The organism is Arthrobacter sp. DMZ02-1R (assembly GCF_057747935.1).
In genome coordinates, this window is the sequence record NZ_CM173230.1 from 4,828,262 (window position 1) to 4,852,144 (window position 23,883).

22 protein-coding genes and 1 pseudogene are annotated in these 23,883 nt (G+C 63.9%); 8 read left to right on the forward strand and 15 right to left on the reverse strand.

The window, feature by feature from the left end:
• Positions 1-26: 26 nt before the first annotated feature.
• The 7 genes from folP to dacB form a co-directional block, all read right to left on the reverse strand.
• Complete coding sequence (gene folP, locus AC3ANQ_RS22915) at positions 27-932, reverse strand: dihydropteroate synthase (protein ID WP_488303161.1); 906 nt, start codon at positions 930-932, stop codon at positions 27-29.
• Between the two features lie 8 nt (positions 933-940).
• On the reverse strand, positions 941-1,624 hold the full coding sequence (gene folE / locus AC3ANQ_RS22920) for a GTP cyclohydrolase I FolE (RefSeq protein ID WP_488303162.1): 684 nt from the start codon (positions 1,622-1,624) through the stop codon (positions 941-943).
• 10 nt (positions 1,625-1,634) lie between these two features.
• Complete coding sequence (gene ftsH / locus AC3ANQ_RS22925; RefSeq protein ID WP_488303163.1) at positions 1,635-3,704, reverse strand: ATP-dependent zinc metalloprotease FtsH; 2,070 nt, start codon at positions 3,702-3,704, stop codon at positions 1,635-1,637.
• A 261-nt stretch (positions 3,705-3,965) separates the two neighbouring features.
• Positions 3,966-4,517 carry a hypoxanthine phosphoribosyltransferase gene (hpt, locus tag AC3ANQ_RS22930; RefSeq protein ID WP_184741199.1) on the reverse strand — a complete coding sequence of 184 codons (552 nt, stop codon included), beginning with the start codon at positions 4,515-4,517 and terminating at the stop codon, positions 3,966-3,968.
• 31 nt (positions 4,518-4,548) lie between these two features.
• Positions 4,549-5,586: a tRNA lysidine(34) synthetase TilS gene (gene tilS, locus AC3ANQ_RS22935; RefSeq protein ID WP_488303164.1), complete on the reverse strand. Its 1,038-nt coding sequence runs from the start codon at positions 5,584-5,586 to the stop codon at positions 4,549-4,551.
• A gap of 104 nt (positions 5,587-5,690) precedes the next feature.
• Positions 5,691-6,794, reverse strand: coding sequence for a zinc-dependent metalloprotease (locus AC3ANQ_RS22940; RefSeq protein ID WP_488303165.1), 1,104 nt, complete (start codon positions 6,792-6,794; stop codon positions 5,691-5,693).
• Positions 6,795-6,871: 77 nt separating this feature from the next.
• Complete coding sequence (dacB, locus tag AC3ANQ_RS22945; protein WP_488305395.1) at positions 6,872-8,251, reverse strand: D-alanyl-D-alanine carboxypeptidase/D-alanyl-D-alanine endopeptidase; 1,380 nt, start codon at positions 8,249-8,251, stop codon at positions 6,872-6,874.
• 304 nt (positions 8,252-8,555) lie between these two features.
• Here dacB and AC3ANQ_RS22950 point away from each other — a divergent pair, with 304 nt between their 5' ends.
• From AC3ANQ_RS22950 to AC3ANQ_RS22960, 3 genes and pseudogenes are all read left to right on the forward strand, one after another.
• Positions 8,556-9,044, forward strand: a complete 489-nt coding sequence (locus AC3ANQ_RS22950) for an inorganic diphosphatase (protein ID WP_059388921.1) — start codon at positions 8,556-8,558, stop codon at positions 9,042-9,044.
• Between the two features lie 192 nt (positions 9,045-9,236).
• Complete coding sequence (locus AC3ANQ_RS22955; protein ID WP_488303166.1) at positions 9,237-9,836, forward strand: hypothetical protein; 600 nt, start codon at positions 9,237-9,239, stop codon at positions 9,834-9,836.
• Positions 9,837-9,896: 60 nt separating this feature from the next.
• Positions 9,897-10,128, forward strand: a pseudogene (locus AC3ANQ_RS22960) (hypothetical protein); the annotation flags it as partial.
• A gap of 31 nt (positions 10,129-10,159) precedes the next feature.
• Here the strand turns inward: AC3ANQ_RS22960 and AC3ANQ_RS22965 are convergent.
• Positions 10,160-11,005 (reverse strand): HAD family hydrolase, encoded by an 846-nt coding sequence (locus tag AC3ANQ_RS22965; protein ID WP_488303167.1) that lies wholly within the window; start codon positions 11,003-11,005, stop codon positions 10,160-10,162.
• 1,027 nt (positions 11,006-12,032) lie between these two features.
• A complete protein-coding gene (serS, locus tag AC3ANQ_RS22970; protein ID WP_268024173.1) occupies positions 12,033-13,313 on the reverse strand; it encodes a serine--tRNA ligase in 1,281 nt (426 codons plus the stop codon).
• A 111-nt stretch (positions 13,314-13,424) separates the two neighbouring features.
• Here serS and AC3ANQ_RS22975 point away from each other — a divergent pair, with 111 nt between their 5' ends.
• Entirely contained in the window at positions 13,425-14,471 is a 1,047-nt protein-coding gene (locus AC3ANQ_RS22975) for a diacylglycerol/lipid kinase family protein (RefSeq protein WP_488303168.1), read from the forward strand.
• Positions 14,472-14,498: 27 nt separating this feature from the next.
• On the opposite strand, the gene AC3ANQ_RS22980 is transcribed toward AC3ANQ_RS22975, so the two are convergent.
• The 3 genes from AC3ANQ_RS22980 to AC3ANQ_RS22990 all read right to left on the reverse strand — a co-directional run bounded on the left by AC3ANQ_RS22980 (position 14,499) and on the right by AC3ANQ_RS22990 (position 16,129).
• Positions 14,499-14,717, reverse strand: coding sequence for a hypothetical protein (locus tag AC3ANQ_RS22980; protein WP_488303169.1), 219 nt, complete (start codon positions 14,715-14,717; stop codon positions 14,499-14,501).
• Positions 14,718-14,812: 95 nt separating this feature from the next.
• Complete coding sequence (gene pheA, locus AC3ANQ_RS22985; RefSeq protein WP_488303170.1) at positions 14,813-15,772, reverse strand: prephenate dehydratase; 960 nt, start codon at positions 15,770-15,772, stop codon at positions 14,813-14,815.
• A gap of 30 nt (positions 15,773-15,802) precedes the next feature.
• Positions 15,803-16,129 carry a rhodanese-like domain-containing protein gene (locus tag AC3ANQ_RS22990; protein WP_265978260.1) on the reverse strand — a complete coding sequence of 109 codons (327 nt, stop codon included), beginning with the start codon at positions 16,127-16,129 and terminating at the stop codon, positions 15,803-15,805.
• A gap of 84 nt (positions 16,130-16,213) precedes the next feature.
• Between AC3ANQ_RS22990 and AC3ANQ_RS22995 the strand changes: the two genes are divergently transcribed.
• A complete protein-coding gene (locus AC3ANQ_RS22995; RefSeq protein WP_488303171.1) occupies positions 16,214-16,957 on the forward strand; it encodes a Type 1 glutamine amidotransferase-like domain-containing protein in 744 nt (247 codons plus the stop codon).
• Entirely contained in the window at positions 16,950-18,404 is a 1,455-nt protein-coding gene (locus AC3ANQ_RS23000; protein WP_488303172.1) for an amidase, read from the forward strand. Before AC3ANQ_RS22995 ends, AC3ANQ_RS23000 begins: the two co-directional genes overlap by 8 nt.
• An 82-nt stretch (positions 18,405-18,486) precedes the next feature.
• Here the strand turns inward: AC3ANQ_RS23000 and AC3ANQ_RS23005 are convergent, their stop codons facing one another.
• Positions 18,487-19,107, reverse strand: coding sequence for a DUF4190 domain-containing protein (locus AC3ANQ_RS23005; protein WP_488303173.1), 621 nt, complete (start codon positions 19,105-19,107; stop codon positions 18,487-18,489).
• A 208-nt stretch (positions 19,108-19,315) separates the two neighbouring features.
• On the opposite strand from AC3ANQ_RS23005, the gene pgm reads away from it, so the two are divergent.
• Complete coding sequence (gene pgm, locus AC3ANQ_RS23010) at positions 19,316-20,980, forward strand: phosphoglucomutase (alpha-D-glucose-1,6-bisphosphate-dependent) (protein ID WP_488303174.1); 1,665 nt, start codon at positions 19,316-19,318, stop codon at positions 20,978-20,980.
• Between the two features lie 2 nt (positions 20,981-20,982).
• Here pgm and AC3ANQ_RS23015 read toward each other — a convergent pair whose 3' ends face one another.
• Positions 20,983-21,483 (reverse strand): 2'-5' RNA ligase family protein, encoded by a 501-nt coding sequence (locus AC3ANQ_RS23015; RefSeq protein ID WP_488303175.1) that lies wholly within the window; start codon positions 21,481-21,483, stop codon positions 20,983-20,985.
• A 188-nt stretch (positions 21,484-21,671) separates the two neighbouring features.
• Positions 21,672-22,277, reverse strand: coding sequence for a malonic semialdehyde reductase (locus AC3ANQ_RS23020; RefSeq protein ID WP_488303176.1), 606 nt, complete (start codon positions 22,275-22,277; stop codon positions 21,672-21,674).
• 188 nt (positions 22,278-22,465) lie between these two features.
• On the opposite strand from AC3ANQ_RS23020, the gene AC3ANQ_RS23025 reads away from it, so the two are divergent.
• The gene (locus AC3ANQ_RS23025) at positions 22,466-23,818 is read left to right on the forward strand and encodes a uracil-xanthine permease family protein (RefSeq protein ID WP_488303177.1); all 1,353 of its coding nucleotides are present in this window, start codon (positions 22,466-22,468) and stop codon (positions 23,816-23,818) included.
• The last annotated feature ends 65 nt before the right edge of the window (positions 23,819-23,883 follow it).

The following is a 23,883-nucleotide window of genomic DNA, read 5'->3' on the forward strand; positions in this document are numbered from 1 at the left end:
GGTTCCTCCCCCTTTGCTCACGAAGCTTAGTGTCTGACCCGCGCGGCAACCTTGACAGCGTCAAGGCTGGGGCCGACGTCGTGGACTCGCACAGCCCAGGCACCGTTCGCGGCGCTGATTGCCGTGATGGCAGCTGTGGCGTGGTCCCGCTCCTCCGGGGCCGCCGCCTTGCCGGCGACAGTCAGGAGCGTTCCGAGGAAGCGCTTGCGGGAAGCTCCGATAAGGACCTTGTGGCCGAGTTCATCCAGCTTGCCGATGTACTTCAGGAGTTGCCAGTTCTGGTCTTCGTCCTTGGAGAAGCCGAGGCCCGGATCCACGATGATCTGTTCCGGTGCCACACCTGCCGCGTAGAGCTTGTCGCGGACGCCCTTGAGCTCCTCGATGACCTCCTCCACGACGTTTCCGTAGTCGGCGAGGCTGTTCATGGTCTCGGCATCGCCCCGACGATGCGTCAGGACGTAGGGCACCTTGGAGCTTGCGACGAGTTCGGCCATCTCAGGTTCGATGCTCAACCCGGAAACATCGTTGATGATCGCGGCTCCGGCCTCCAGGGCCGCGGCGGCCGTCGAAGCGTGCGTCGTATCGATGCTGACGAGCGCTCCGGCCTTCACGAGCGCCTGGATTACGGGCAGGACCCGGCGCTGCTCTTCTTCCGGGGAGACAGGCTCGGCGCCCGGGCGGGTTGATTCGCCGCCGACGTCGATAATGTCCGCGCCCGTGTACAACATGCGCAAGCCGTGCGCTATCGCGGTATCAGCCGTGGGGTGTTTGCCGCCGTCGCTGAATGAATCCGGCGTGACGTTGAGAATTCCCATGACAAGCGTGCGGTCGGCCGGCAGGTCCGCGAAACGGGCAGCGGGACGGGGTTTACGGAGAATGGGCAGGGGGCTGGTAGCCGGGCCCGTTCCTGGTGCTGCTGCGAGGGAATCCATGGTCTTTGTTACCTTCCGAGTATGAGGCTCATGGCTTCGGCGCGGGTGGCCGGGTCATGAAGTTGCCCGCGCACTGCGCTGGTGACGGTCTTGGCGCCGGGCTTGCGGATGCCACGCATGGACATGCACATGTGTTCGCATTCGACGACGACGATCGCTCCCCGGGGCTTGAGGTGGGTCACGAGCGCTTCGACGATCTGGGTGGTCAGGCGTTCCTGCACTTGGGGACGACGGGCGAAAATATCGACGAGACGGGCCAGCTTGCTCAGGCCCGTCACCTTGCCTTCATGGGAAGGGATGTACCCCACGTGCGCGACGCCGTGGAACGGTACCAAATGGTGCTCGCACGTGGAGTAGAACGGGATGTCCTTAACCAGCACGAGTTCCTCGTGGTCGAGGTCGAACTTGGTGGACAGGACGTCCTCGGGATCCTGATGCAGGCCCGCGAATACCTCGGCGTACGCCTTGGCAACACGCTTCGGCGTATCCACCAGGCCACCGCGATCCGGGTCCTCGCCCACGGCAATGAGGATCTCACGGACGGCCGCCTCGATGCGCGGGCGGTCGACCTTGTGCGAGTGGTGTCCGTGGCCGTGGCCGTGGCCGTGGCCGCCCGAGGGTTTCCCCTCGGACGAACCGCCGAAGTCATCACTGGTGGCACTGCTGAAGTCGTCGTCGTCGATGTGAGTCACAGCAGAAAGCTTAGCCTTGATGCGAAACGTCGGTGCCCACGTCAGGTCCGTGACCCCTGAACGACTCCTGGCTGCTGACTCCTTGCGGATGCGGGGACTGAGCGTCCAGTGGTTCGTCCAGGCGTGCTGCCTTGGCCTCTTGCTGCGCCTCGCGTTCGGCCTTCTCCGCACGGGATTCCACCGGCGGGATGGTCTGGACGGGACGGGATTCCTTGGAAAGCCAAACTTCACGGAAGTCCCGCTTGCGGATGTCACGGAAGATGTAGGCGATCTCGGACTGATTCAGCGTTTCGCGCTCAAGCAGTTCGAGGGCCAGCTGGTCCAGTACGTCGCGGTTCTCGGTCAGGATGGCGTAGGCCTCGTCGTGGGCCTGATCGATCAGGCGGCGCACTTCCTCATCAACGATGTACGCCACGGAATCGGAGTAGTTGCGTTCCTGTGCCATGTCGCGGCCCAGGAACGGCTCGCCCCCACCCACGCCAAGCTTCACGGCGCCGATGCGCTCACTCATGCCGAACTGGGTGACCATCTTGCGGGCCGTTCCGGTGGCCTTTTCGATATCGTTCGAGGCACCCGTGGAAGGGTCGTGGAAGACGATTTCCTCTGCAACGCGGCCACCCATGGCATAGGCCATCTGGTCCAGGAGTTCGTTTCGCGTGATCGAGTATTTGTCGTCCTCGGGGACAACCATGGTGTAGCCGAGGGCGCGGCCTCGGGGCAGGATGGTGATCTTCGTGACCGGAGCGGAATTGCGCAGTGCTGCCGCCACCAAGGCGTGGCCGCCTTCGTGGTAGGCCGTGATCTTCCGCTCCATCTCCTTCATGACGCGGCTGCGCTTTTGCGGGCCGGCCATGACGCGGTCGATTGCCTCGTCCAGTGCACGGTCGTCAATCAAGTTGGCGTTGGACCGGGCAGTCAGGAGGGCGGCCTCGTTGAGCACATTGGCGAGGTCTGCACCCGTGTAGCCAGGGGTCTTCTTGGCGACGCCCCTGAGGTCGACGCCGTGCGCCATCGGCTTGCCCTTGGCGTGGACATTCAAGATCTGTTCGCGACCAATAAGGTCCGGCGCTTCAACAGTGATCTGGCGGTCGAAGCGGCCAGGACGGAGCAGGGCAGGATCCAAGACGTCCGGACGGTTGGTTGCCGCGATCAGGATGACGTTGGTCTTGACGTCGAAGCCGTCCATTTCAACCAGAAGCTGGTTGAGGGTCTGCTCGCGCTCGTCGTTGCCGCCGCCAATACCGGCACCACGGTGACGGCCGACGGCGTCGATCTCGTCAACGAAAATGATTGCGGGCGCGCTGGCCTTGGCTTGCTCGAAGAGGTCGCGGACGCGGGACGCACCGACACCGACGAACATTTCAACGAAGTCCGAGCCCGAGATGGAGAAGAATGGGACGCCGGCCTCGCCTGCGACGGCGCGGGCCAGAAGGGTCTTGCCCGTGCCCGGAGGGCCGTACAGCAGCACGCCCTTGGGGATCTTTGCGCCGACCGCCTGGAACTTTGCCGGTTCAGCGAGGAATTCCTTGATTTCCTGAAGCTCCTCGACTGCTTCATCCGCACCGGCGACATCCGAGAAGGTCACCTGTGGCATGTCCTTGTTGACGAGCTTGGCCTTGGACTTGCCGAACTGCATGACCTTGGATCCGCCACCCTGCATGCGCGAGAGCAGGAACCAGAAGAGGACACCCAGAAGGAGCACAGGGACAAGGAGCGAGAACAGTCCGGAGAACCAATTGTTCTCGACGGGCTGGTCAGTGAAGCCTTTGGCTGGCTGGGCGTTGGTGACAGCCTTGACGACGTCCGCGCCGCGGGGGTTGACATAGAAGAACTGGACGTTTTTGCCCTTGTCCTGGCCGTCGATGACCAGGTTGTCCTTCAGCGTCAGATCAACGCGGTTCTCGGCATCGTAAATCTTGGCTTGCTCCACTTTGCCGCCTTGGGCGAGAAGCGCAAGGCCCTTATCGGTGTCGATGCGGGTTGATCCGCCGGGGGCAAGAGTTGCAAATGCCACCAGGAGCAAGCCGACTACGACAACAATCCAGATGCCCGGGCCCTTTAAGAAACTCTTAGCTTTCATCTGTTCGGGGGCTCCGCCCCGTCCCTCCTGGTAGTGCTGCACGGCGCAGCTTCTGCGCGCGTGTGGTGCTGCGTCAGTTTCTAGCTTTACACCGTTCGGAGTGAATCACGCATAGTGAGGGGGAAAAGTTCCCTCTAGGCGTACACGGAGGTGCACTTGGGCAGGTTCTCCCGGAAATATGCGGTCCTCCGCCGAAAAAAGAAGGCGGCTTACCAATTTGGGAAGCCGCCTTCTCTCCGCGGTCATTGCGCGGGAAAGATGTTATTCGTAGACGTGCGGGGCGAGGGTTCCCACAAAGTCCAAATTGCGGTACTTCTCGGCGTAATCCAGTCCGTAGCCAACGACGAATTCGTTGGGAATGTCATAGCCGACGTACTTGACGTCAATCTCCACCTTGGCGGCTGTGGGTTTGCGGAAAGCCGTGCAGATTTCCACCGAGGCGGTGCCGCGGGATTCGAGGTTGGTCTTGAGCCACGAAAGCGTCAGCCCGGAATCGATAATGTCTTCGACAATCAGGACATCCTTGCCCATGAGGTCGGTGTCAAGGTCCTTGAGGATGCGCACGACGCCGGAGGACTGCGTACCGGAGCCGTACGATGACACGGCCATCCAGTCCATGCTGACGTGGCTGTGAAGTGCGCGCGCAAGGTCGGCCATGACCATGACAGCACCCTTGAGCACGCCCACGATCAGAAGTTCACGGCCCTCGTAGTCCTTGTCGATCTGTGCAGCCAGTTCACCGATTCGTCGCTGGATCTGCTCCTTGGTGTAGAGAACGTGCTTGAGGTCTGCCTGGACGTCGTTTGAATCCACCAATGGCTCCTGTGTTGATGCGTGGGTGCGGCTAGTGTTGGGGCGATTTGTGTTGCCGGAATACTAGCTTCCCACAGCCGCCGCCTTCGCGGGGAACGGCGTCTCCTTGCGCGGAGGCCTCCCGCTCCAATTCACTCAACGACACCCGATAGACGCTGACGCTTCCGGGAAGCTGCACGGGACCGGCCGATCCCTGCCGGCGCAGCAATGCTTCAGCCGCCTGGAGCCGCCCGTAGCCGGGCTGCTGGCCCCCGACGTCGGCGGCTGCTTTGGCGATCACCCGGAACCTCAGTGCGGGGGCCAACTCCCTCAACGAATCTTCGGGGAGCCAGAGGCCGTCGTCGGTCCGGTTCACGAGGCCCGCGTAGCTCTCCGCGGCAAGCTGCTCCAGGAAATCGGCGTCCTGTTGAAGGATCGCGGCGGTGCGGGCGAGCGATTCGGCAACGCCGGGTCCGAGCTCGTCCTCAAGCAAGGGCATTACCTCCACCCGGGTCCTCGAGCGGGCGAAAGCGGGGTCCGCATTGCTGGGGTCGTGCCAGGTTTCGAGCTCCTCGACTTCGCAGATTTCGAGTGTTTCCGCGCGGCGGAGGCCGAGGAAGGGACGAAGGAGCTTGCCGCGGGCGGGTCGCATTCCGGCGAGGGAGCGGGTTCCCGAGCCCCGGGCCAGGCCCAGCAGCACCTGTTCCGCCTGGTCATCCAGGGTGTGCCCGAGCAGGATTGCCTGGCAATCAAGCTCCGTGGCGGCCGCCTCAAGGGCTGCGTGCCGGGCGTCGCGCGCCGCGGCCTCGGGTCCAAAACCGGTGGCAGCCACGTCCACGGTCCGCAGCTGGACAGGCGAAAGTCCCAGCTCCTGCAGGACCGCTACAGTTCGTGCCGCAACCTCACCCGAGCCTTCCTGCAGCTGGTGGTCAACCACGACGGCGGCCACGCTCACCGGGTGGCCGTGCACGTGTCCGCGACGAGCGAAGTAGGCAGCCACGGAAGCGAGGGCCAGGGAGTCAGGGCCGCCGCTGCAAGCCACCAGGATTCGCTCGGGATAGCCTGCGGAGGCCAGTGCGTCCTGCAACATATTCCGTGCTTTGCCGACGACCGGAACCAAACGCCCGGGACGCCGTCGTCCGCTGCTTTGTGGGCTGCTGCCTGGCCCCGCGGGGCTGGATTCGGTACCCGCGATCACAGACCCATCCGCTCAAGCCACAGCTTGGCGTCGTGGATTTCGGCTTCCGTGGGCAGTTGTTCGGCCGATTCCCATACCCGGTTCAATCCCGCCATGCCAGCCACGGCAACCACTTCACGGACAAACTTGGCTCCGTCGCTGTACTGGCGCATCTTGGCATCCAGGCCGAGGATGTTGCGGATGAATTTCTCGATCACGCCGCGGTCCTTGCCCCGTGCGTTGAAGCGCTGCCTGATGGTTTTCACTGAAGGGACCAGGGTGGAATCGACGGCGTCCATCACCACGTTGGCGTGCCCTTCCAGCAGGCTCATGACAGCTGTGAGATGCGAAAGCGAGGCCTTCTCCTCGGGGTTCTGCAGCAGATCCAAGATGGCTCCGCGGCCGGGCGTGGCACCAGTGGAGCGATCGCGCAGGGACCTCGCGGCGGCGGTGGCACGGTCCATGATGGAGTCCACATTGCCGAGCAAGTTGGTGCTGAGCCGCTCGATCTCCTCGAGCATGTGGGTCCGGAGCCAAGGCGCGGCGGCAAACTGCACGCGGTGGGTCTGCTCGTGAAGGCAGACCCAGAGCCGGAAATCGTCTGGGTCCACGTTGAGCTCGCGCTCCACGGAGACGATGTTCGGGGCCACCAGCAAGAGCCGGCCGGCTGGAGGCGCTTTCGAGTCCGGGGCGAGTGCCGCGAAGGGATCATATTGGCCCAGGACCTTGCTCGACAAGAAGGCAAGCACAGCTCCCAGCTGGCTGCCCGTGATGGCGCCGCTGGCGGCCGCAGCAGCCGGTGTCATCGCCGGACCGCGGCGTGAATCCAACATTTGCTGAAGGGCCGGCTGGAGCATCACCGCAAAGCTCTGGGTGTTCGCCTTCGCCCACGACGCCCGGTCCACCACCAGGACATGGGAATCGCGGAGATCGCGCGCGGCTTCCAAACCGGTGATGTCGTGCACATGCGGAACCGAGATGTCCGCACTGAAACGCAGACTATCCACGGCTTTGCCGATTTCGCCCGGACTCATGACCGGACCGGGGGGAGCGAGCCGGGCAGCCGTGGAGGCGGCCAGCTCCCAGTTGATGAGGGACTGGGCTTGCTGCTGAGAGTCCATACGAACCATCAGAACACAGCAGGCTGAATCTGCGCCCTTAAGTTCGCTCAGCGGCGAACGTCAGGCAGCGACGAACGTCAACCACCAGAGCAACCGCACGCGGCGAGCGCGGTGGCTGATCTGTCCAGCGCCACTTTGTTCCCGGCAGCTGCCGGCGTCAGCCCATTGCCAATGAAGGAGAAGACCAGGAGACGGCCGTCTGCGTCCACCACATAGCCGCTCAAGGCGATGACCGAATTCAAGGTTCCGGTCTTGGCCCGCACCAACCCCGCCCCTTGGGAGGTGCTGGCGTCGCCGTAGCGGTCGCCGAGTGTCCCGGTCAGTCCGGCCACCGGGAATCCGGCGAGCGCGGCACGGAGACGGGTGTCCGGTCCGGAGGTAATGGCGCGGACCACGTCCACGAACTGCCGGGCGGATACCTGGTTGCCCAATGAGAGCCCGGAGACGTCTGCCAAGTGCATGGAGTCTGTGGCGATGCCCAGCTCCGCCAACTGGGCGCTCACGGCCGCGGTGGCGCCGTCGTTGGATCCTGGTTTTCCTGCGGACAGCGCAGCCATCCGGCCGAATGTTTCGGCGAGGTAGTTGTCCGAGGTTTCCAGCATCAGGTCAATCTGCTCGCGGGCCGTGGCAGATTCCGCGCTGGCGAGGACGTCCTGCTTTCCCGCGGGAGCCTTGGCGCGTTCCACATCCGGGGACACCGTGAATCCTGCAGCAGCACCCGCGGCTTGGAGCTTCCCGGCGAAAGCCTCCGCGGCCGTGAGCGCTGCGTCCTGCGGGCGCGGACCGGTGGTGGCACCCGGGCTGCTCCGCGCCGAGTTCAGCGCGAGCGGGAAAACGGGCGCCGTTTCGCCGGCAGCGACGTCGTCGAGGCTCCACGCCGGGTTCAAGGCTGGACCAGTGAAGATCGTGTCGTCCAACTGCACGGTGACGGGACCCGTGACGCCGCGGTCCTTGAGCGCTTTGGCCGCACCCGCCGCGAGTGTTTCGAGGCCGGCATGGCCCATCACCTCGCCGGGCTGCGATTGGCCCGCGCCGAGAAGGACGTCCCCTCCCGCGCTCAGCACAATGATCGACGCCGAGGGACCCGCCAGAACCCGTGTGCTGAAGCGTGTCTCCGGGCCGATCGCCCGCAGCGCCGCGACGGCGGTGAGGAGCTTCATGTTGGACGCCGGGACCCGGTTCTTGGTGCCGTCACGATCGTAAAGCGGAAGTCCGGTCAACGCGTCCTGAACGACGCCGGTGAAGTCTCCTCCGCCGTCGGGCGTCAGTGTGGCGTTGAGCTGGCGGGTGACATCGGCTGGCAGCGGGACCGGGGTTGAAGGGTCCAAGGGCGCAACCACCTGGGTGCGGCTGAGTTCGTTGGGAATCTGTTGCCATGCCGGTACCTTGGGCGCGGGCGTGCTGGCGGCCCCCAGGAACGTTGGGCCGAAGAATCCGGGCGCAACCCCCAGCCCCATGGGCACGGCCAAGGCAGCGATGACCAAAGTCAGGAAGATCACTGGCAGAAAACGAGCAAAGCCCTTCGGGGCCGGTTTCCTGGGTTTGATCTTCCTCGGTCTGAGAACGGGGGTCTCCTGCTGTTCCGGAGCCTGCTTTTCAGCCCCCGCGTCGTCAACGCCCTTCATGCAGCTTTAGTCCTCAAAGTCTTGAATGTCCCCACCGTTTCAAGAAACTTGGGCCTCTCGCTATATCCTCAATAGTAGTCGGCGGCGTCGGCTGCTCTGTTGCCACGCCCATGCCAATACCGTCAAGGAGCATTCCATGAAGCACGACGTCACGATCGAGATCCCTAAGGGGTCGCGCGTCAAGTACGAAGTTGACCACGAGACCGGCCGCGTCCGCCTGGACCGCGTCCTTTTCACCTCGATGCAGTACCCGACCCACTACGGGTTCTTCGAGAACACCTTGGGCGAGGACGGCGACCCGTTGGACGCACTGGTGCTCCTGCAGGACTTCGACCTGTATCCCGGCGTCATCGTTGAGTCCCGCCCCATCGGCGTGTTCAACATGACCGACGACGGCGGTGGAGACGCCAAGGTCCTGTGCGTCCCGGCCGACCCGCGCTTCGACCACATCCAGGAAATCTCGGATGTCAGCGAATTCCTGATCAAGGAAATCGAGCACTTCTTCACCCGTTACAAGGACCTTGAGCCGGGCAAGTGGGTCAAAGCCGAGGGCTGGGCCGACCGCGCAGCTGCCGAAGCCGAGCTGGAAGCTTCCATCAAGCGCTACGTTCCGGTCTCCCATTAGTCGGTAATCTGACCGGCACGACGGCGGCGGGTGCGGTTCCATGTGAACCGCACCCGCCGCCGTCGTTAATTGGTGGGGTCCCATCGCGGAACAGCTGGCCTCACAAACGCTGCCGCAGGCCGTCGTCACGAGCAGTTGGCTCTGAATTAACCCCTTGAAAGTCAGCTACCTGCCGGTAATGTTTGATCCACCATGTTCACCCTGACCATCAACCAACGCGACAGCCGCGGCAACGGAGACCTCGTTCCACAGCTGCTGAAAGACCTGCGCCACATCCCTGCGCGCCTGGACTTTGACCGCTCGGTGGAGGACGAAGTCCAAGGCATCGTTGAATTCCCGCACCAGGCTGTGGATACGGCGCTCATCGCCTTGCGAAGCGGGCAGTGGTACGTGGGGATCGGCGTCGGGCCGGTCAACGAACCGTTGCCCAACCAGATCAAAGACGCCTCCGGGCACGGGCTGGTCTACGCCCGCCGCGCCGTGGACCGCTTGCGGAACGGCAAGGAGCGCATCCCCGTGGCCGTTGAAGGTCCAATTGCTGCCCTGGCCTCCGAGTCGGAGGCCGTGCTGCGGCTTCTAGGACACATCGTGCAGCACCGAAGCATGGCCGAGTGGCGCGTGCTGGATCTGCTTACGCCGGGCGTTCGCGGACAACAGAAGGCCGTGGCCCAAGAACTGGGGATAAGTACCCAGGCCGTGAGCAAGGCACTTGCCCGTGCCCAGTGGGTGGAGGAGCATGCTGCCAGGCCCGCAGCGGCCCGCTTGCTGCAGTTGATCCTCGAGGTTTACTGAACTCGTCCTCGAGACGTCCAGTCCTCCCGGCCTACGTTGGGTCCATGACCCCCTCGCCAAATGTGCCGCGATTTTCGAGCGCTCAGGCAGGCCGCCACAGGCCACCGTCTCCTTTGCTGCCAAGACGGCCCTCGCGGCAAGGCTGGCTTGGCACCTCGCGCCACTGATGCCTGGGACTGCCGCCTCCTACCCGTATTACGCGCCCTTGGGCGTCTTGGTCAGCATGCACCCCACTGTTGCGGCGTCAGCCAAGCACGGGCTACAGAGCCTGCTGGGCCTCTGTTTGGGCATTCGTTATCGGGAAGCCCGGCCGCGTGCGGCGGTTACAGCAGGCCGCGCAGGATGAGTGCCGCGCCGTCGTCGTAGACCGAAGCCGTGACCTCGTCCGCGACGGCGATGACTTCTTCAGGTGCCTGGCCCATGGCAACGCCGCGGCCTGCCCAGCTGAGCATCTCAATGTCATTGCGGCCGTCTCCCACCGCCACCGTGTGGCGCGGGTGGGTGCCGAGCCGCCGGCGCAGCTGCTCAAGGGCGCTGGCCTTGGTAACTCCGTCGGCGGCGATATCCAGCCAGGCTGTCCAGCCCACCGAGTAAGTGACCCCGGACAATCCGATCTTGCGGATGGCGGTGGAAAATTCCTCGGCGGTGTTCTCGCTGCTGAACACCACGACGCGCACCGCGGTGGCATCCAGCATGGTTTGGAAATCGACGCCGATTGCCTCGACGCCGAAGCTCGCGTCCTGGAAACGCTCGGTGGAGAGGAAGTTCCCGTCCTCATCCTCGAGCGCGTACTTTGCGGACGGGAGCAGCTCGCGGAGAGCCATCAGCGCCGGGGCGGGATCGAAAGTTGCCTTGTGGATGATCTCGTAGCCCGCATCCAACCGGGGATCGAGCCGCAAGGTGACGCCGCCGTTGCAGCACACCGCGTAGCCCCGCTCAAGGCCGATCTGCTCGATGATGGGCAAGGTGGCGTTCAACGAACGGCCGGTGGCGATCAGGACGTCGTGACCGCCGGAGACGACGGCCCTTGCGGCGTCGCGGACTCCCTGCGACATGTGGCCATCATGGTCCACGAGGGTTCCGTCAACATCCAGTGCGACCATGAGTTTGTGGCTGAAATTCCGCTGGTCATCGATGCCAGCGACTGAGGTACCAGTCAAAATAGTCATGCCTACAGTGAAGCAGACCCCCACGGACACCAGCTAGGACGCAGGCCACAGCAAGGGATTAACAGGGGGTGAATACTCACACGTTGTCCACAGTGTGAGTATTCACTTGGGACGGGGATTGCCCTCGAAACGCGCCCTTGTTCGATGTTCCCACCGGACAACGGCATGATTCGCGAACTAGAACGGGTTTCTTCGGGATGCACCTAGGGATGGGGTCAATCCCGCACCGAGCAGCTTCTGACGCAGTCTCTCGGGATTGTCGACGTGGGCCAACCCCAGCGCACAAAACCGCATCCAAGATCGCGTATCCGGTCTTCCCTCAGCTTTTCCCTGTACAAGACTTCCTCCAAGGCCTGGCTGAGACGCGTGGAAAATGAATATCCAAAGCGGTCTGCAACAGCCCGGTGCAACGAAATTCGCCGTGCGTTTCGCACTCCGAGTCCGGGAGCGCGTAGTGCCGGAGCGGATAGTCGCCGTTGCTCCTGATCTGTTTGGCCGATGGGCCGTCTCCCATGACCTGAAAGGTTTGTTTCCGCCTGCCGGACTGCGACTGATGCGGAGTGAGGAGTTCCACGTGCGTCGGAGTTCGCAGGACCGGAATTCCGCTGACCAGCGCTGCCGATTCCCTGCACAAGATAGCCCCCGGGATGGAACGGGTCGCCGCGGCCACAGACCACGCGAATCGTTCCCAGGGCCGCGCATCGAGCCAATGTGAAACCTCAACATAGAACCCACGCCGGATCCTTACCAACTTTCCAGACTTGAACTGGCAGTGGATGGAATCCGTACGCGCTCCTGTGCGCCGGATCTCCGAAGTATCGATGAGGCCGAATATCCATCCCTCCACCATGCTTCATGGCCCGCGCTCGGTCATCGGACGGGAACCTCTATGTGGACGAGACTGCCTGTGGAGGACTAGATGAAACGAACAATCCCGCCCTTGATCGAAATTCCCACCGTACAACGCGGAGGAGAGCGAACAAGGGCGGGACCAGTGCCTGGGCTAGAGCTGTGCCCGTCCGGAGGGCTACAGAACCGGGAGGACCTCGAGGCCGCCGATGTACTTCTGGAGCGCCTTGGGGACGTTGACCGAGCCGTCCGGGTTCTGGTGGTGCTCCAGGATGGCCACAATCCAGCGAGTTGTGGCCAGGGTGCCATTCAGGGTGGCGACGGCACGGGTGCCCTTCGCAACGCCGTCCTCGTTGACCGCACGCTCACGGATGTTGAGGCGACGGGCCTGGAAGGTTGTGCAGTTGGACGTGGACGTGAGCTCACGGTACGCGTTCTGGGTGGGAACCCAGGCTTCGCAGTCGAACTTGCGGGCCGCGGACATGCCGAGGTCCCCCGCCGCCGTGTCGATCACGCGGTACGGGATCTCGACCTTGGCCAACATTTCCTCTTCCCAGGCCAGGAGGCGCTGGTGCTCGGCAGCGGCTTCTTCAACCGTGGTGTAGATGAACATCTCCACCTTGTTGAACTGGTGGACGCGGATGATGCCACGTGTGTCTTTACCGTGCGAACCTGCTTCGCGGCGGTAGCAGGAACTCTGCCCGGCGTAGCGGATGGGGCCAGCGGAAAGATCCAGGATCTCGTCTGCGTGGTAGCCGGCGAGGGCTACTTCCGAGGTTCCCACGAGGTAAAGGTCGTCTTCAGCGAGACGGTAGATCTCGGCGTCGTGCTTCACATCGAATCCGGTGCCCTGCATGGTCTCGGGACGCACCAAAGTGGGGGTGATCATGGGCACGAAGCCAGCCTCGATCGCTTGGTCCATCGCCATCTGTAGCAGCGCCATCTCCAAGCGGGCACCCACTCCGCGGAGGAAATAGAAACGGGAACCGGATACCTTGGCGCCGCGTTCCATGTCGATCGCGCCAATGAGTTCGCCGATCTCCAAGTGGTCCTTCGGCTCGAAGTCCGGGAATTCGCGCGGCGTGCCGACGGTCTTGACCACCACAAAATCGTCCTCGCCGCCCTCTGGCACGCCGTCCACGATCAAGTTGGGGATGACACGGAGCAGCTCTTCCTGCTTGGCCTGGGCTGCGTCCGCCTCAGCAGAAGCAGCCTTGACCGCATTGGCGAGTTCCTTGACCTCGGCCAGCAGCGCCTGCTTTTCCTCGCCCTTGGCCTGTGCCACTTTCTTGCCAAAGACATTCTGCTCCGCACGGAGGTTTTCGTAGCGGATCAGGGCTGCGCGGCGGTCTGCATCGGCGGAAATGATCGCGTCCACCACGGACTCGTCGGCGCCGCGGGCGCGCTGGCTGGCACGGAACTTGTCCGGGTTTTCGCTGAGGTCTTTTACGTCGATCACCAGACAAGAGTATCGAATGAGGGCGCCGCTCTGTGGCCAGCGCTCGACGGCGGCAGGCGCCCCCTTCTGCATGAGCGGCTGCACCCCGCGGCGGGATAGGGTTGAAGCACCATGAGCGATTGGATCCTGTACGTGATTCTCGCTGGGGGCGTGGTCTTCGCCGTCTCCAGCTGGTGGGGTGTGCGTCGGCTGAGAGCCAGGCACGCCCGCAGCGCCGTGCGCGAAGACGCGCACAAGCCTGATCCCGGTTTGCAGCGGGTCGCCGTGATCCTCAACCCTGTGAAGGCCAAGGCCGAAGACGCCCGGAGGATCATCCGGGAAGCCTGCCATCTTGCGGGCTGGGACGAACCCCAATTCTTCGACACGACCGCGGACGATCCCGGCCATTCGCAAGCCAAGGCGGCCCTGGCCTATGGGCCCGACGTCGTCCTAGTGGGCGGCGGCGACGGCACCGTCCGCGTGGTGGCTGAGACCCTCGCGCACACGGACGTCGCAATGGGCCTGATTCCATTGGGGACCGGAAACCTGTTGGCACGCAACGTGAACCTGGACGTCAACGACCTGCGGGGGAACGTCCACACCGCCCTCTTCGGCCACCAGCGCTACATCGACACGGCCCGCATGGCCATCCACAATGAGCGGACGGGTGCCTCGTCGGAACATGCTTTCCTGGTGATTGCGGGCATGGGCCTGGATGCCGAGGTTGTGGGTGACACCAACGATGACCTCAAGAAGGCAGTCGGCTGGCTGGCCTACACGGAGGCGGGCGTCCGCCACCTACCCGGCCGACGCAAGCGAGTCACGATTGCCATGGACGACGAGCCCGAGCAGTCCCGGAAGATCCGAAGCGTCCTGTTCGCCAATTGCGGTTTGATCCCAGGCGGCATCGATTTCATTCCCGAGGCCATGATCGACGACGGCGTCCTCGACGTCGTGGTAATGAGCCCCCGCAGCGCCATCGGCTGGCTCGCCGTGTACGCCAAGATCCTGTTCAAGCACAACCGAAACCTTCCGGTAATGAACTTCTACCGTTCGGGCAAAGTGGTCATCCAGAGCAACGAACCTATGGCCACGCAACTTGACGGCGATCCCTCGGGTGAGGCCACGAAAGTCACCGTCAAGGTGGAGCCGCGTTCTCTTCTGGTTCGCGTGCAATAACTGACGTGCGTGCAATGGCGCGACACGCTACTTGGCGTTCTTCGCCGATTCTTTTGCCTTGTGTTCCGCCAGGGCCTTGGCGGCTGCGCGCGCTTCCGATTGCTCGCGGATCATGGCCTGCTCTTCCTCAAAGCGCAAGCGATCGGCCCGGTCGGCGTCGTCGCCATCCCAGTCCTGATTGTCCGCCTTGGGCTTCGGGTTGACGATCATTCCCTGGCCGCTGGTGTCATTGCTATTTCCCGACATGGCCCGCTCCCTCCGTTAGGGGCATGCGTCCATCAATTGTGGATCAAGCAAGCATACGCACAGTTTTATCCACGCGATAGGGGTTGAAGAGTCAATTATCCAACGCTTTGCGCAGCGGATTCCCCGCCCAGAATGCCGCGAACCCACGCATGCGCGGACGCGAAAGCGGCGTCGGAAGTATGCGGGGCAACCGAAGTTTGCTGAGCGTCTGCCCGGGCGTAGGAGCCCAGGAAGCGGGTGGCCGGGCTGATCCGGTGCAGGCCCGCCAAAGCATCGGCTACGCGGGCGTCGGAGGCGTGGCCGTCAGCGTCGATGCTGAAAAAGTAGTGTCCCAGGTACTGTCCGGTGGGGCGGGACTCGATCCGGCTGAGGTTGACTCCGCGGGTTGCAAACTGGTCCAGGATCTCCATCAAGGCGCCAGGGCGGTCTTCCGGGAGCGGAACGACCACGGTGGTCTTGTCTGCGCCGGTACGTTCGGGCAGGGCACCGGGCCGGCTGACCAGGACGAACCGGGTGACCGCGCCGGGGTTGTCGCCGATGTTCTCTGCGAGGACATTCAGGCCCGGCCGTTCGGCGGCGACCAGGGGGGCGCAGATGGCCGCGTCATAGTGCACGTCACCTTCGAGAAGCCCGACGGCGGCAGCCGCCGTCGAGGATCCCGGCACGTATTCCGCATTAGGGATATTTTCGTCGACCCACAATCTGCACTGGGCCCACGCGTGACCGTGGGTGGAGACCCGACGGATATCCGAAATCTTCACTCCGGGGCGGGCAACCAGGACAAACGTGATGGGCACCAAGGCTTCTCTGATGATCCGAAGTTCAGTTCCGGTGGCTATTGCATCCAGGGTGGCTGTTACGCCGCCTTCCACCGAGTTCTCAATCGGCACCATGGCCGCGTCCGCCTCGCCTCGACGAACCCGCTCCAAGGCGGTGTTCACATTGGTGCACGGCACCCTGTTGGCTTCGGCCGCACCGGGCACCTGCAGGAGTGCTGCCTCGGTGAACGTACCTTCGGGGCCGAGGAAGGTGTAGGTGAGCGCGGATGCCGACATCAAATATTCCTTAGGTGGTATGCGTCGTGGCTAGAGGACGACCGGCTTGAGGCCGTTCTCCGAAACCATGGGTCGGCCGGATTCAAACCACATGTCCATGCCACCGGCGATGTTCGTGGCCGTGTAACCCTGCCCCACGAGCCACTGAACAGCCCGGTAGGACCGCCCGCCCGTCCGGCAGATGACAAAGAGGTCATCGTCGGGATCAAGTTCGTCAAGCCGTGCCGGGATCTGGTCAAGCGGAATGTGAAGGGCACCTTCAGCGTGGCCGGCCACCCATTCGTAGTCCTCCCGGACATCCAAGATTTTCGCGTCGGCCGGAACATCGCCAACAGGCACGGTGTCGAAATCGCTCACGTGAGTTCCCTCCAGTTGATTCAGATCTACAATCAAGCCTACCGTTGCAAGCACCGCGACCACACAAGACGAGGAGGAGGCCACTTGCCCACTGGCGAGCCCACCATCCTTGCCACGTCCGGCGGGTACAAGTCCGGTCATCGCACCAGGATGGAGTTCGATCTCCTGGTGCACCACGCGGTCGAGCTTTCCGGTGTGAGCGGACGAGCCCCGAGAGTGGCGCATATCGGTACAGCATCGGGAGACCCGCGTTGGTTCGCCGCGGAATTGGACCAGGCTGCCCGGGTTTCGGGCTTCGACTTCAGCCACTTGAACCTGTTCACGATGCCCAATTACAGCGAGCCCGAGGCTTACCTTTTGGAACAGGACGTGGTGTGGGTCAACGGCGGTTCGGTAGTCAATCTGCTGGCCGTGTGGCGTGCACATGGACTGGACCGCATTCTGAGGCGCGTCTGGGAACAGGGAGTGGTGCTGGCCGGGGTGTCGGCAGGGTCGATTTGCTGGTTCCAGGGTGGCACCACGGATTCCTATGGCCCTGAACTGCGCGCCTTGACCAATGGGCTCGGCTTTCTCCCGTTCGCCAACGGCGTCCACTATGACTCCGAGCCGGGCCGGCGGCCGCTGGTCCATCGCCTTGTTGCCGAAGGGGTGCTGGGGGAAACGCACTGCACCGACGACGGCGTCGGGCTCGTCTACCGGGGCACGGAACTTGTGGACGTGGTTGCGGAAGTCAAGGGTAAGTCCGCCTATCGGGTCACCGCGGCCGCCGGGGATTCCGCCAAACCTGTGGCCGTCGAAGAGCGCTTGGAATCCCGTTTCCTTGGGTGAGATCCACGAACTCGGCGCTGTAGCCCTGCGCGAAGCCCTGGCCACGGGCCAGCTGTCCGCTGTTGAGGCAACGGAACACTTCCTTGCGAGGATCGCAAAGCACAACCACGCGCTGGGTGCCTTCGTCACGGTGACGGCGGACCAAGCGATACTCGACGCCCGGGCGGCCGACGCGGCGTATGTTCGCCGGCACCGCGAAGGAGCAGAACTTCCGCTCCTGCACGGGGTGCCGCTGGCGTTCAAGGACCTCACCGATGTTGCCGGGGTCGCGACCACCCACGGCAGTGCGGCGCTGGACCGCAAACCCGCTCCTGAGGATGGAGCCCTCGCTGCAACGCTCAAAGGCGCCGGCGCTATTTCACTGGGCAAGACTCAGGTGCCCGAATTCGGACTCACGGCTTACAGCGAAAACCGCATCGCGCCGCCGTCGCGCAACCCACACGCATTGAGCCGCAGCTCCGGCGGATCGTCGGGAGGGAGCGCTGCCGCGGTTGCCGCTGGCTTGGTTCCCTTCGCCCCAGGGAGCGACGGCGGCGGTTCCATACGTATTCCGGCTGCGGCATGTGGCCTCCTGGGGCTTAAGCCGGGCCGCGGCTTGGTGCCAGCTGGCGAAAGCGTCGGTGACGCCGCACGTTTGGTGGTTGCGGGGCCGTTGGCGCGGTCCGCAGCGGACGCCGCGCTCATGATGGACGCCCTGGTTCCACGCGAAAGCCAACCAGAACGGGGTTACCTTGGGGCCCTTGGAGAAGCGCCGGCCGCTTTGCGCATCGGGGTGAGCCTGGACAGCCCATGGTCCACCACGTTTCCCTTCACCCCGGAGCAGGAGGCCTTGGACGCCCTCAACACGGGCATCAAATTGCTGACGGATGCCGGCCATTCGGTGTTCGACGCCGAGATCCGCTACGACAACCGCTATCCGGAAGCGTTCACCGCTGCCTGGACCGCCGGCGTCGGGAGCGCCCGCATCCTGCCACAGCGCGAAGCCCTGCTGACCCCGCTGACCCGGACCTTCCGGCGTCGAGCGCAACAACGGAGCGCTGCGAAGGTCAACGAGGCCACAAGCTTCCTGCGGCAGTTCACTCACGACACCGTGGTGCAGTACGCGCAGTGGGATCTCGTGCTGACGCCGTCGCTGGCGCAGACGCCAAGGCCCGTGGGCTGGTTCACCGGAAAGGACCCCGGTGGAGAGCAGTGGCCGGCCCCGGACTGGCCCGGCGACGCGGACGATGACTACCGCAAGCAATGCGAGTTTGCGCCGTGGTCCTCCATGGTGAACGTGTGCGGGCTGCCGGCAATCTCGCTGCCCGTGCACTGGACCGGAGGGACGCCCGGCGACGGGCTTCCGATGGGAATCCAGCTCATTGGAAAACCGGGATCCGAGCTCCTGCTCCTGCAGCTCGCAGCACAGCTTGAAGCTCGGGAAAAAACGGCCCCTCACCCCCTTTGAACGTTCGTCTAGACCCAGATGGTGGCCCTGTTCTTCTTCGCGGTGTCCCTCGGCACCGCGCCGGCCACCGTCGTCGTCGTTGCTAGTAGTTGTAGTTGTAACGCGAAGCCGTGGCGGCGATTATCGCGATAAAGATCCAGAAGATGATCACCAGAACAATGCCCAGGTAACCCATCACGAGGCCCGCGATGGCCATGCCTTTACCCGCCGGCTCCTTCTTGAGGGCCATGTGCCCAAGGATCACGGCGGCAACTTGCGGAAGGACAAAGAAGCCAAAGCCCACAAAGACGGCGATGCCGCAGCACATGCTGGCAATGCTCAGGCCCTTTGGCTCGGCGGGCATGCCGTAGTAGGCGGGCTGGCCGTAGGGGCTGGCCGGCTGCCCGTATGCAGGCTGGCCTTGGGGAGGTTGCCCGTAGGGCGAAGCTGGCTGGCCATATACCGGTTGCTGTCCATAAGCGGGTTGCCCGAACTGGGCCGGACCGCCTTGGGGCTGACCATACGGCTCCTGCGGCTGCTGGGGCTGGGGCTGCGTTTCGGGCTGGCCGTAAAGGCCTGGTGCAGCCGGCGAGGCAAACGGCTGCTCGCCGTACGGGTTTTCGCTGGCTTGGGGTGCCGGCGGCACATACGACGGCGGTTCGTAGCCCTTGGGCGGTTCATCACCCTGGGGGGCGTTCTCGGGTTTAGCTGGCTGGTCGGTCATGGAAAATCCCCCTCATGAGTCTTTCTGCCCAGCCTACCGCCGAGCCAAGGCGTACATAAGCACCCGGCGCCCCAACTCCCAAACCCCGTGCCGCACTCCGGTAAACGGGTAGTGAATCTTCGTTAGTGAAACGGAAATACGATGTCATAGGCGCCGCAATAGTGGGTTTTCTCTTAAAGCGCACCGGACCGTCTGGCATGCTGGGTCAATGGCTAGCCGTGCGGGCACTGTTGCCCTTCCCCAGGACCTTGTAGACATCACCGCTCTTCTTGACGCGTACTACGACGTGACGCCGGATCTCAGTGATCCGGCCCAGCGTGTTGCATTCGGTACATCCGGACACCGGGGTTCGAGCCTGAAGGCCTCGTTCAACGAAGGGCACATCCTCGCCATCACCCAGGCGATCGTGGAATACCGTGCCGGCCAGGGCATCACCGGCCCTCTCTTCTTGGCCAAGGACACCCACGGGCTGAGCGAACCAGCGCAGAATTCCGCCCTTGAAGTCCTCGCCGCCAACGGGGTCAACGTCCTGATCGACGCGCGGCACGGCTACACGCCCACCCCGGCGCTCAGCCACGCGATCCTGAAGTACAACAATGAGGCCGGCCCGGGGCAGCCCCAGGCGGACGGCATCGTAGTCACCCCCAGCCACAACCCTCCTGCCGACGGTGGATTCAAATACAACCCCCCGCACGGCGGCCCAGCCGACACGGATGCCACAGGCTGGATCGCCAACCGCGCCAACGAACTCCTGGAAAACGGACTGCGCGGCGTCAAGCGGATTCCGCTGAACGACGCCCTCAAGGCGGAGGGCACCGGCAAGTTCGATTTCCTCAGCAGCTACGTGGACGATCTCCCGGCCGTCCTGGACCTGGACGCGATCCGCAAGGCCGGCGTCCGCATTGGGGCGGACCCCATGGGCGGCGCATCCGTGGACTACTGGGGTGAAATCGGCGAGCGTCACCAGCTGGACCTCACCGTGGTCAACCCCACCGTTGACCCGCAGTGGGCATTCATGACCCTCGACTGGGACGAGAAGATCCGTATGGATTGCTCATCACCGTCGGCTATGGCCTCACTCATCAAGCGCATGTCGGACAGCGCTTCGGCCGGCACGGGTACCTTCGACGTCGCTAGCGGAAACGACGCCGACGCCGACCGCCACGGCATCGTGACCCCCGACGGCGGGTTGATGAACCCGAACCACTACCTCGCCGTCGCGATCGACTACCTGTACCGCAACAGGACCGGTTGGAACCCCCAGTCCGTGGTCGGCAAGACCCTCGTGTCCTCCTCCATCATTGACCGCGTGGCCGCAGGGCTGGGCCGCAAGCTCGTGGAAGTTCCGGTGGGCTTTAAGTGGTTCGTGCCGGGCCTGCTCTCCGGCGAGGGCGCCTTCGGCGGCGAAGAGTCCGCGGGTGCCTCGTTCAACAAGCGCGACGGCAGCGTCTGGACCACCGACAAGGACGGCATCCTGCTGGCCCTCCTGGCATCGGAGATCACGGCCGTCACGGGCAAGTCGCCGTCCCAGCTGTACAAGGGCCTCACGGACCAGTTCGGCTCGCCCGTCTATGCCAGGATCGACGCTGCCGCCACGCGCGAGCAGAAAGCAGCACTCGGCAAGCTCTCGTCATCGGACGTCACGGCCACCACGCTGGCGGGCGAGGAAATCATCGCCAAACTGACCGAGGCCCCCGGCAACGGCGCGTCAATCGGTGGCCTCAAGGTGGTCACGGAGAACGCCTGGTTCGCGGCCCGCCCGTCCGGAACCGAGGACGTGTACAAGATCTACGCCGAGTCCTTCAAGGGCGCCGAACACCTCAAGCAGGTCCAGGAAGAGGCCAAAGCTCTTGTGGACGGCGTGATTTCCTAGCGCTAGCTGGACTCCGCCGGGAGGCGCCACAGCTTAAGGATCCTGCGGATCGTGTGGTTGCCTTCCGGCGCCATGTCCACCAGCGCGATCTGGTCGAGCACGACGGCGTCACCCGGCTTGGGGCGCTTGCCGTCGTGATGCGATATGTGTGGACGGTAGCGGTCCAGGACGTAGCGCGGGGTTGACGCGCGCCCTCCAACGATCTCCATGGCTTCGAACAGTTCCTCGTGCAAGCCCTGCAAAATGGGATGGGGGTCCACCAGGCTGACCGGGATGGAACCTTGGTGACCGAATCCCGCGTCGGGCCCCACCGTAAGTTCCGCCCCTAGTGCGCCCATTGCTGGCGCCGTAACAAGCTCGCTGAGGCGGGTGGCGACGTCGTCACCGTCGGAAGGTTCGACGTCGAACCTTAACAAGGTGATGTGCAGCGGCCAGTCACTGCGCGGGAAGACCAGCCCGTCAGTCACCGCTTCGACGAACGCCACCAGAATCAGGTTCCGCATAAGGAAATTTTCCCACCGCCGGTGGGAGAGAGCCGGTCGAGGCAAACGCTCGCTCACATATCGGCCCGAAAACCCCGACCCCCGATCACATATCCGGCCTTAAGCACCAACGCTCGCTCACAAGACGTGAGCGAGCGCCGGCGGAAGAGCCGCCAAAAGTGATCGAGCGTCACATGGGGGCGTAGGCGTTAGACGGTGCGGACGACGTCCTCGTACGCGAACTTCGGCTTGGCTTCACCGAAAGCGTCCGGACCCGGCTGGCCGATGTTGACCACGAGGAAGCTCTTCTGGTCCCCGGCAGGGAAGAATTCGGCGTCGATCGCGGCGAAGTCGGCGCCCGTCATGGGGCCGGCAGCGAAGCCGAGGGAGCGGACGGCGAGGATGAAGTAACCGGCCTGCAGGTGGGCGTTGTTGTTGCCCGTGGTTGCGGTGAACTCGGGGTCAGCGTCGTACATGGCCTTCGGGGCGGCGTAGACGGGAAGGAACTTGTCCCACTGCTGGTGCCAGGCAGTGTCGTAGGAGAGCACGGCGACCAGCGGGGCAGAGGCGGTCTTCGCCTTGTTGCCCGGAGAAAGGGTCTCGACGAGCTTGGCGCGGGCTTCGTCCGAACGCACGTAGGTGACGCGCAGCGGCTGGGAGTTGAACGCCGTCGGGCCGAACTTGGTCAGTTCGTAGATGGCCTGGGCCTGCTCCTCGGAGACTTCACCGGCAAAGGAGTTGGCAGTGCGGGCTTCGGCAAAGATGGCGTCGACTGCTGCGGCGTCAATCACTGCTTCTTCATGGGCGATCGTCATTCGCGTACCTTTCGCTGTGCCCGCAGCCATGGAGGACCGGGCGCTTGTGCTTTCCATGGTTGCAACTTCAACTTCCCCTCGCCTCTTCCCATGAAGCCACGTGACGTTCCACACAGCGAAAGCGGTAGGCGGTCCGGGCGGTAAGGTTGCACCCGGACAATCACAACTTTCAGGGAAGGCTCCCGTCGATGAGCATGCTCGGAACCAAATGGAAGCTGCACGGCAACGGCAAGACGATCCGGCCCGGACACGTAGTGGCGCCCGAGGAGCGGCTCGCGTGGCCGCTGACCATCGGCGTCGGCATGCAGCACGTCGTCGCGATGTTCGGAGCCACCTTCCTGGTGCCCATCATCACGGGCATGCCGCCGGCAACCACTCTTTTCTTTTCCGGCATCGGCACCCTGTTGTTCCTGGTCATCACCAAGGGCCGCGTACCCAGCTACCTTGGCTCAAGCTTTGCCTTCATCGCTCCCATCATGGCGTCCCAGCAGCAGTTCGGCGTTCCCGGTGCGCTGGGCGGAGTGGTGCTTGCCGGCGTCGTACTCGCGCTTATCGGTGCAGTGGTGCAGAAGTTCGGCGCTGAATGGATCAACCGGACCATGCCGCCCATCGTGACGGGCGCGATCGTTGCCCTGATCGGGCTGAACCTGGCGCCGGCCGCGAAGGCGAACTTCGACAAAGCCCCGATCACCGCCCTCGTCACGCTCGTGACGATCATCCTGGTGAGCGTCCTTTTCCGGGGCATTCTGGGCCGCCTGAGCATCCTGGCGGGTGTGGTGGTGGGCTACTTCACAGCCATGGCGCGCGGTGAGGTGGACTACTCAAAGATGGACGCGGCCTCGTGGATCGGCCTGCCACACTTCCAGACGCCGGAATTCCACCTCGGCATCGTGGGCTTGTTCGTGCCGGTTGTCTTGGTGCTTGTGGCCGAGAATGTAGGGCACGTGAAGTCAGTGGCGGCGATGACTGGACGAAACCTCGACGACGTCTCCGGCCGCGCGTTGCTGGCCGACGGCGTCGCGACGGTCCTCGCCGGATTCGGCGGCGGCTCCGGCACCACCACCTACGCCGAGAACATCGGCGTCATGGCAGCCACGAAGGTCTACTCGACGGCGGCCTACTGGGTTGCCGGGACCTTCGCCATCCTCCTGAGTTTCTCGCCCAAGTTCGGCGAACTCATCGCCACTGTCCCCGCTGGCGTTCTGGGCGGCGCCGCGACCATGCTGTACGGGATGATCGGCGTCCTAGGCGTGAAGATCTGGGTGCAGAACAAGGTCAACTTCTCCAACCCCATCAACCTGACCACGGCCGCGGTCGCTTTGATCATTGGGATTGCCGATTACACCTGGACCCTCGGGGAACTGAAGTTCACGGGTATCGCGCTGGGTTCGGCGGCTGCCTTGGTGGTCTACCACGGCATGAAGGGCCTGGCGCGTTGGCGCGGGACCGTCGCCGAGCCAGAGATGGAGACGGCAGGGTTGCCGCCAGCGGCGAAGGCAGCGATAAATGCGGTCGCTAAGAGGAGCGGGAAGAAGGGCTAGAGGCCTGTCCTCCGGGAAATTCATGTGTGCGGCGGGGAGGTCACCCTCCCCGCCGCACAATTTCC

Bases quoted from the DNA above. Each gene is read 5' to 3' on its own strand.
- folP (WP_488303161.1), bottom strand. From the start codon at position 932: ATGGATTCCCTCGCAGCAGCACCAGGAACGGGCCCGGCTACCAGCCCC.
- ftsH (WP_488303163.1), bottom strand. From the start codon at position 3,704: ATGAAAGCTAAGAGTTTCTTAAAGGGCCCGGGCATCTGGATTGTTGTC.
- tilS (WP_488303164.1), bottom strand. From the start codon at position 5,586: ATGTTGCAGGACGCACTGGCCTCCGCAGGCTATCCCGAGCGAATCCTG.
- AC3ANQ_RS22940 (WP_488303165.1), bottom strand. From the start codon at position 6,794: ATGGACTCTCAGCAGCAAGCCCAGTCCCTCATCAACTGGGAGCTGGCC.
- dacB (WP_488305395.1), bottom strand. From the start codon at position 8,251: ATGGGGCTGGGGGTTGCGCCCGGATTCTTCGGCCCAACGTTCCTGGGG.
- AC3ANQ_RS22950 (WP_059388921.1), top strand. From the start codon at position 8,556: ATGAAGCACGACGTCACGATCGAGATCCCTAAGGGGTCGCGCGTCAAG.
- AC3ANQ_RS22955 (WP_488303166.1), top strand. From the start codon at position 9,237: ATGTTCACCCTGACCATCAACCAACGCGACAGCCGCGGCAACGGAGAC.
- AC3ANQ_RS22965 (WP_488303167.1), bottom strand. From the start codon at position 11,005: ATGACTATTTTGACTGGTACCTCAGTCGCTGGCATCGATGACCAGCGG.
- AC3ANQ_RS22975 (WP_488303168.1), top strand. From the start codon at position 13,425: ATGAGCGATTGGATCCTGTACGTGATTCTCGCTGGGGGCGTGGTCTTC.
- AC3ANQ_RS22980 (WP_488303169.1), bottom strand. From the start codon at position 14,717: ATGTCGGGAAATAGCAATGACACCAGCGGCCAGGGAATGATCGTCAAC.
- pheA (WP_488303170.1), bottom strand. From the start codon at position 15,772: ATGTCGGCATCCGCGCTCACCTACACCTTCCTCGGCCCCGAAGGTACG.
- AC3ANQ_RS23005 (WP_488303173.1), bottom strand. From the start codon at position 19,107: ATGACCGACCAGCCAGCTAAACCCGAGAACGCCCCCCAGGGTGATGAA.
- pgm (WP_488303174.1), top strand. From the start codon at position 19,316: ATGGCTAGCCGTGCGGGCACTGTTGCCCTTCCCCAGGACCTTGTAGAC.
- AC3ANQ_RS23015 (WP_488303175.1), bottom strand. From the start codon at position 21,483: ATGCGGAACCTGATTCTGGTGGCGTTCGTCGAAGCGGTGACTGACGGG.
- AC3ANQ_RS23020 (WP_488303176.1), bottom strand. From the start codon at position 22,277: ATGACGATCGCCCATGAAGAAGCAGTGATTGACGCCGCAGCAGTCGAC.
- AC3ANQ_RS23025 (WP_488303177.1), top strand. From the start codon at position 22,466: ATGAGCATGCTCGGAACCAAATGGAAGCTGCACGGCAACGGCAAGACG.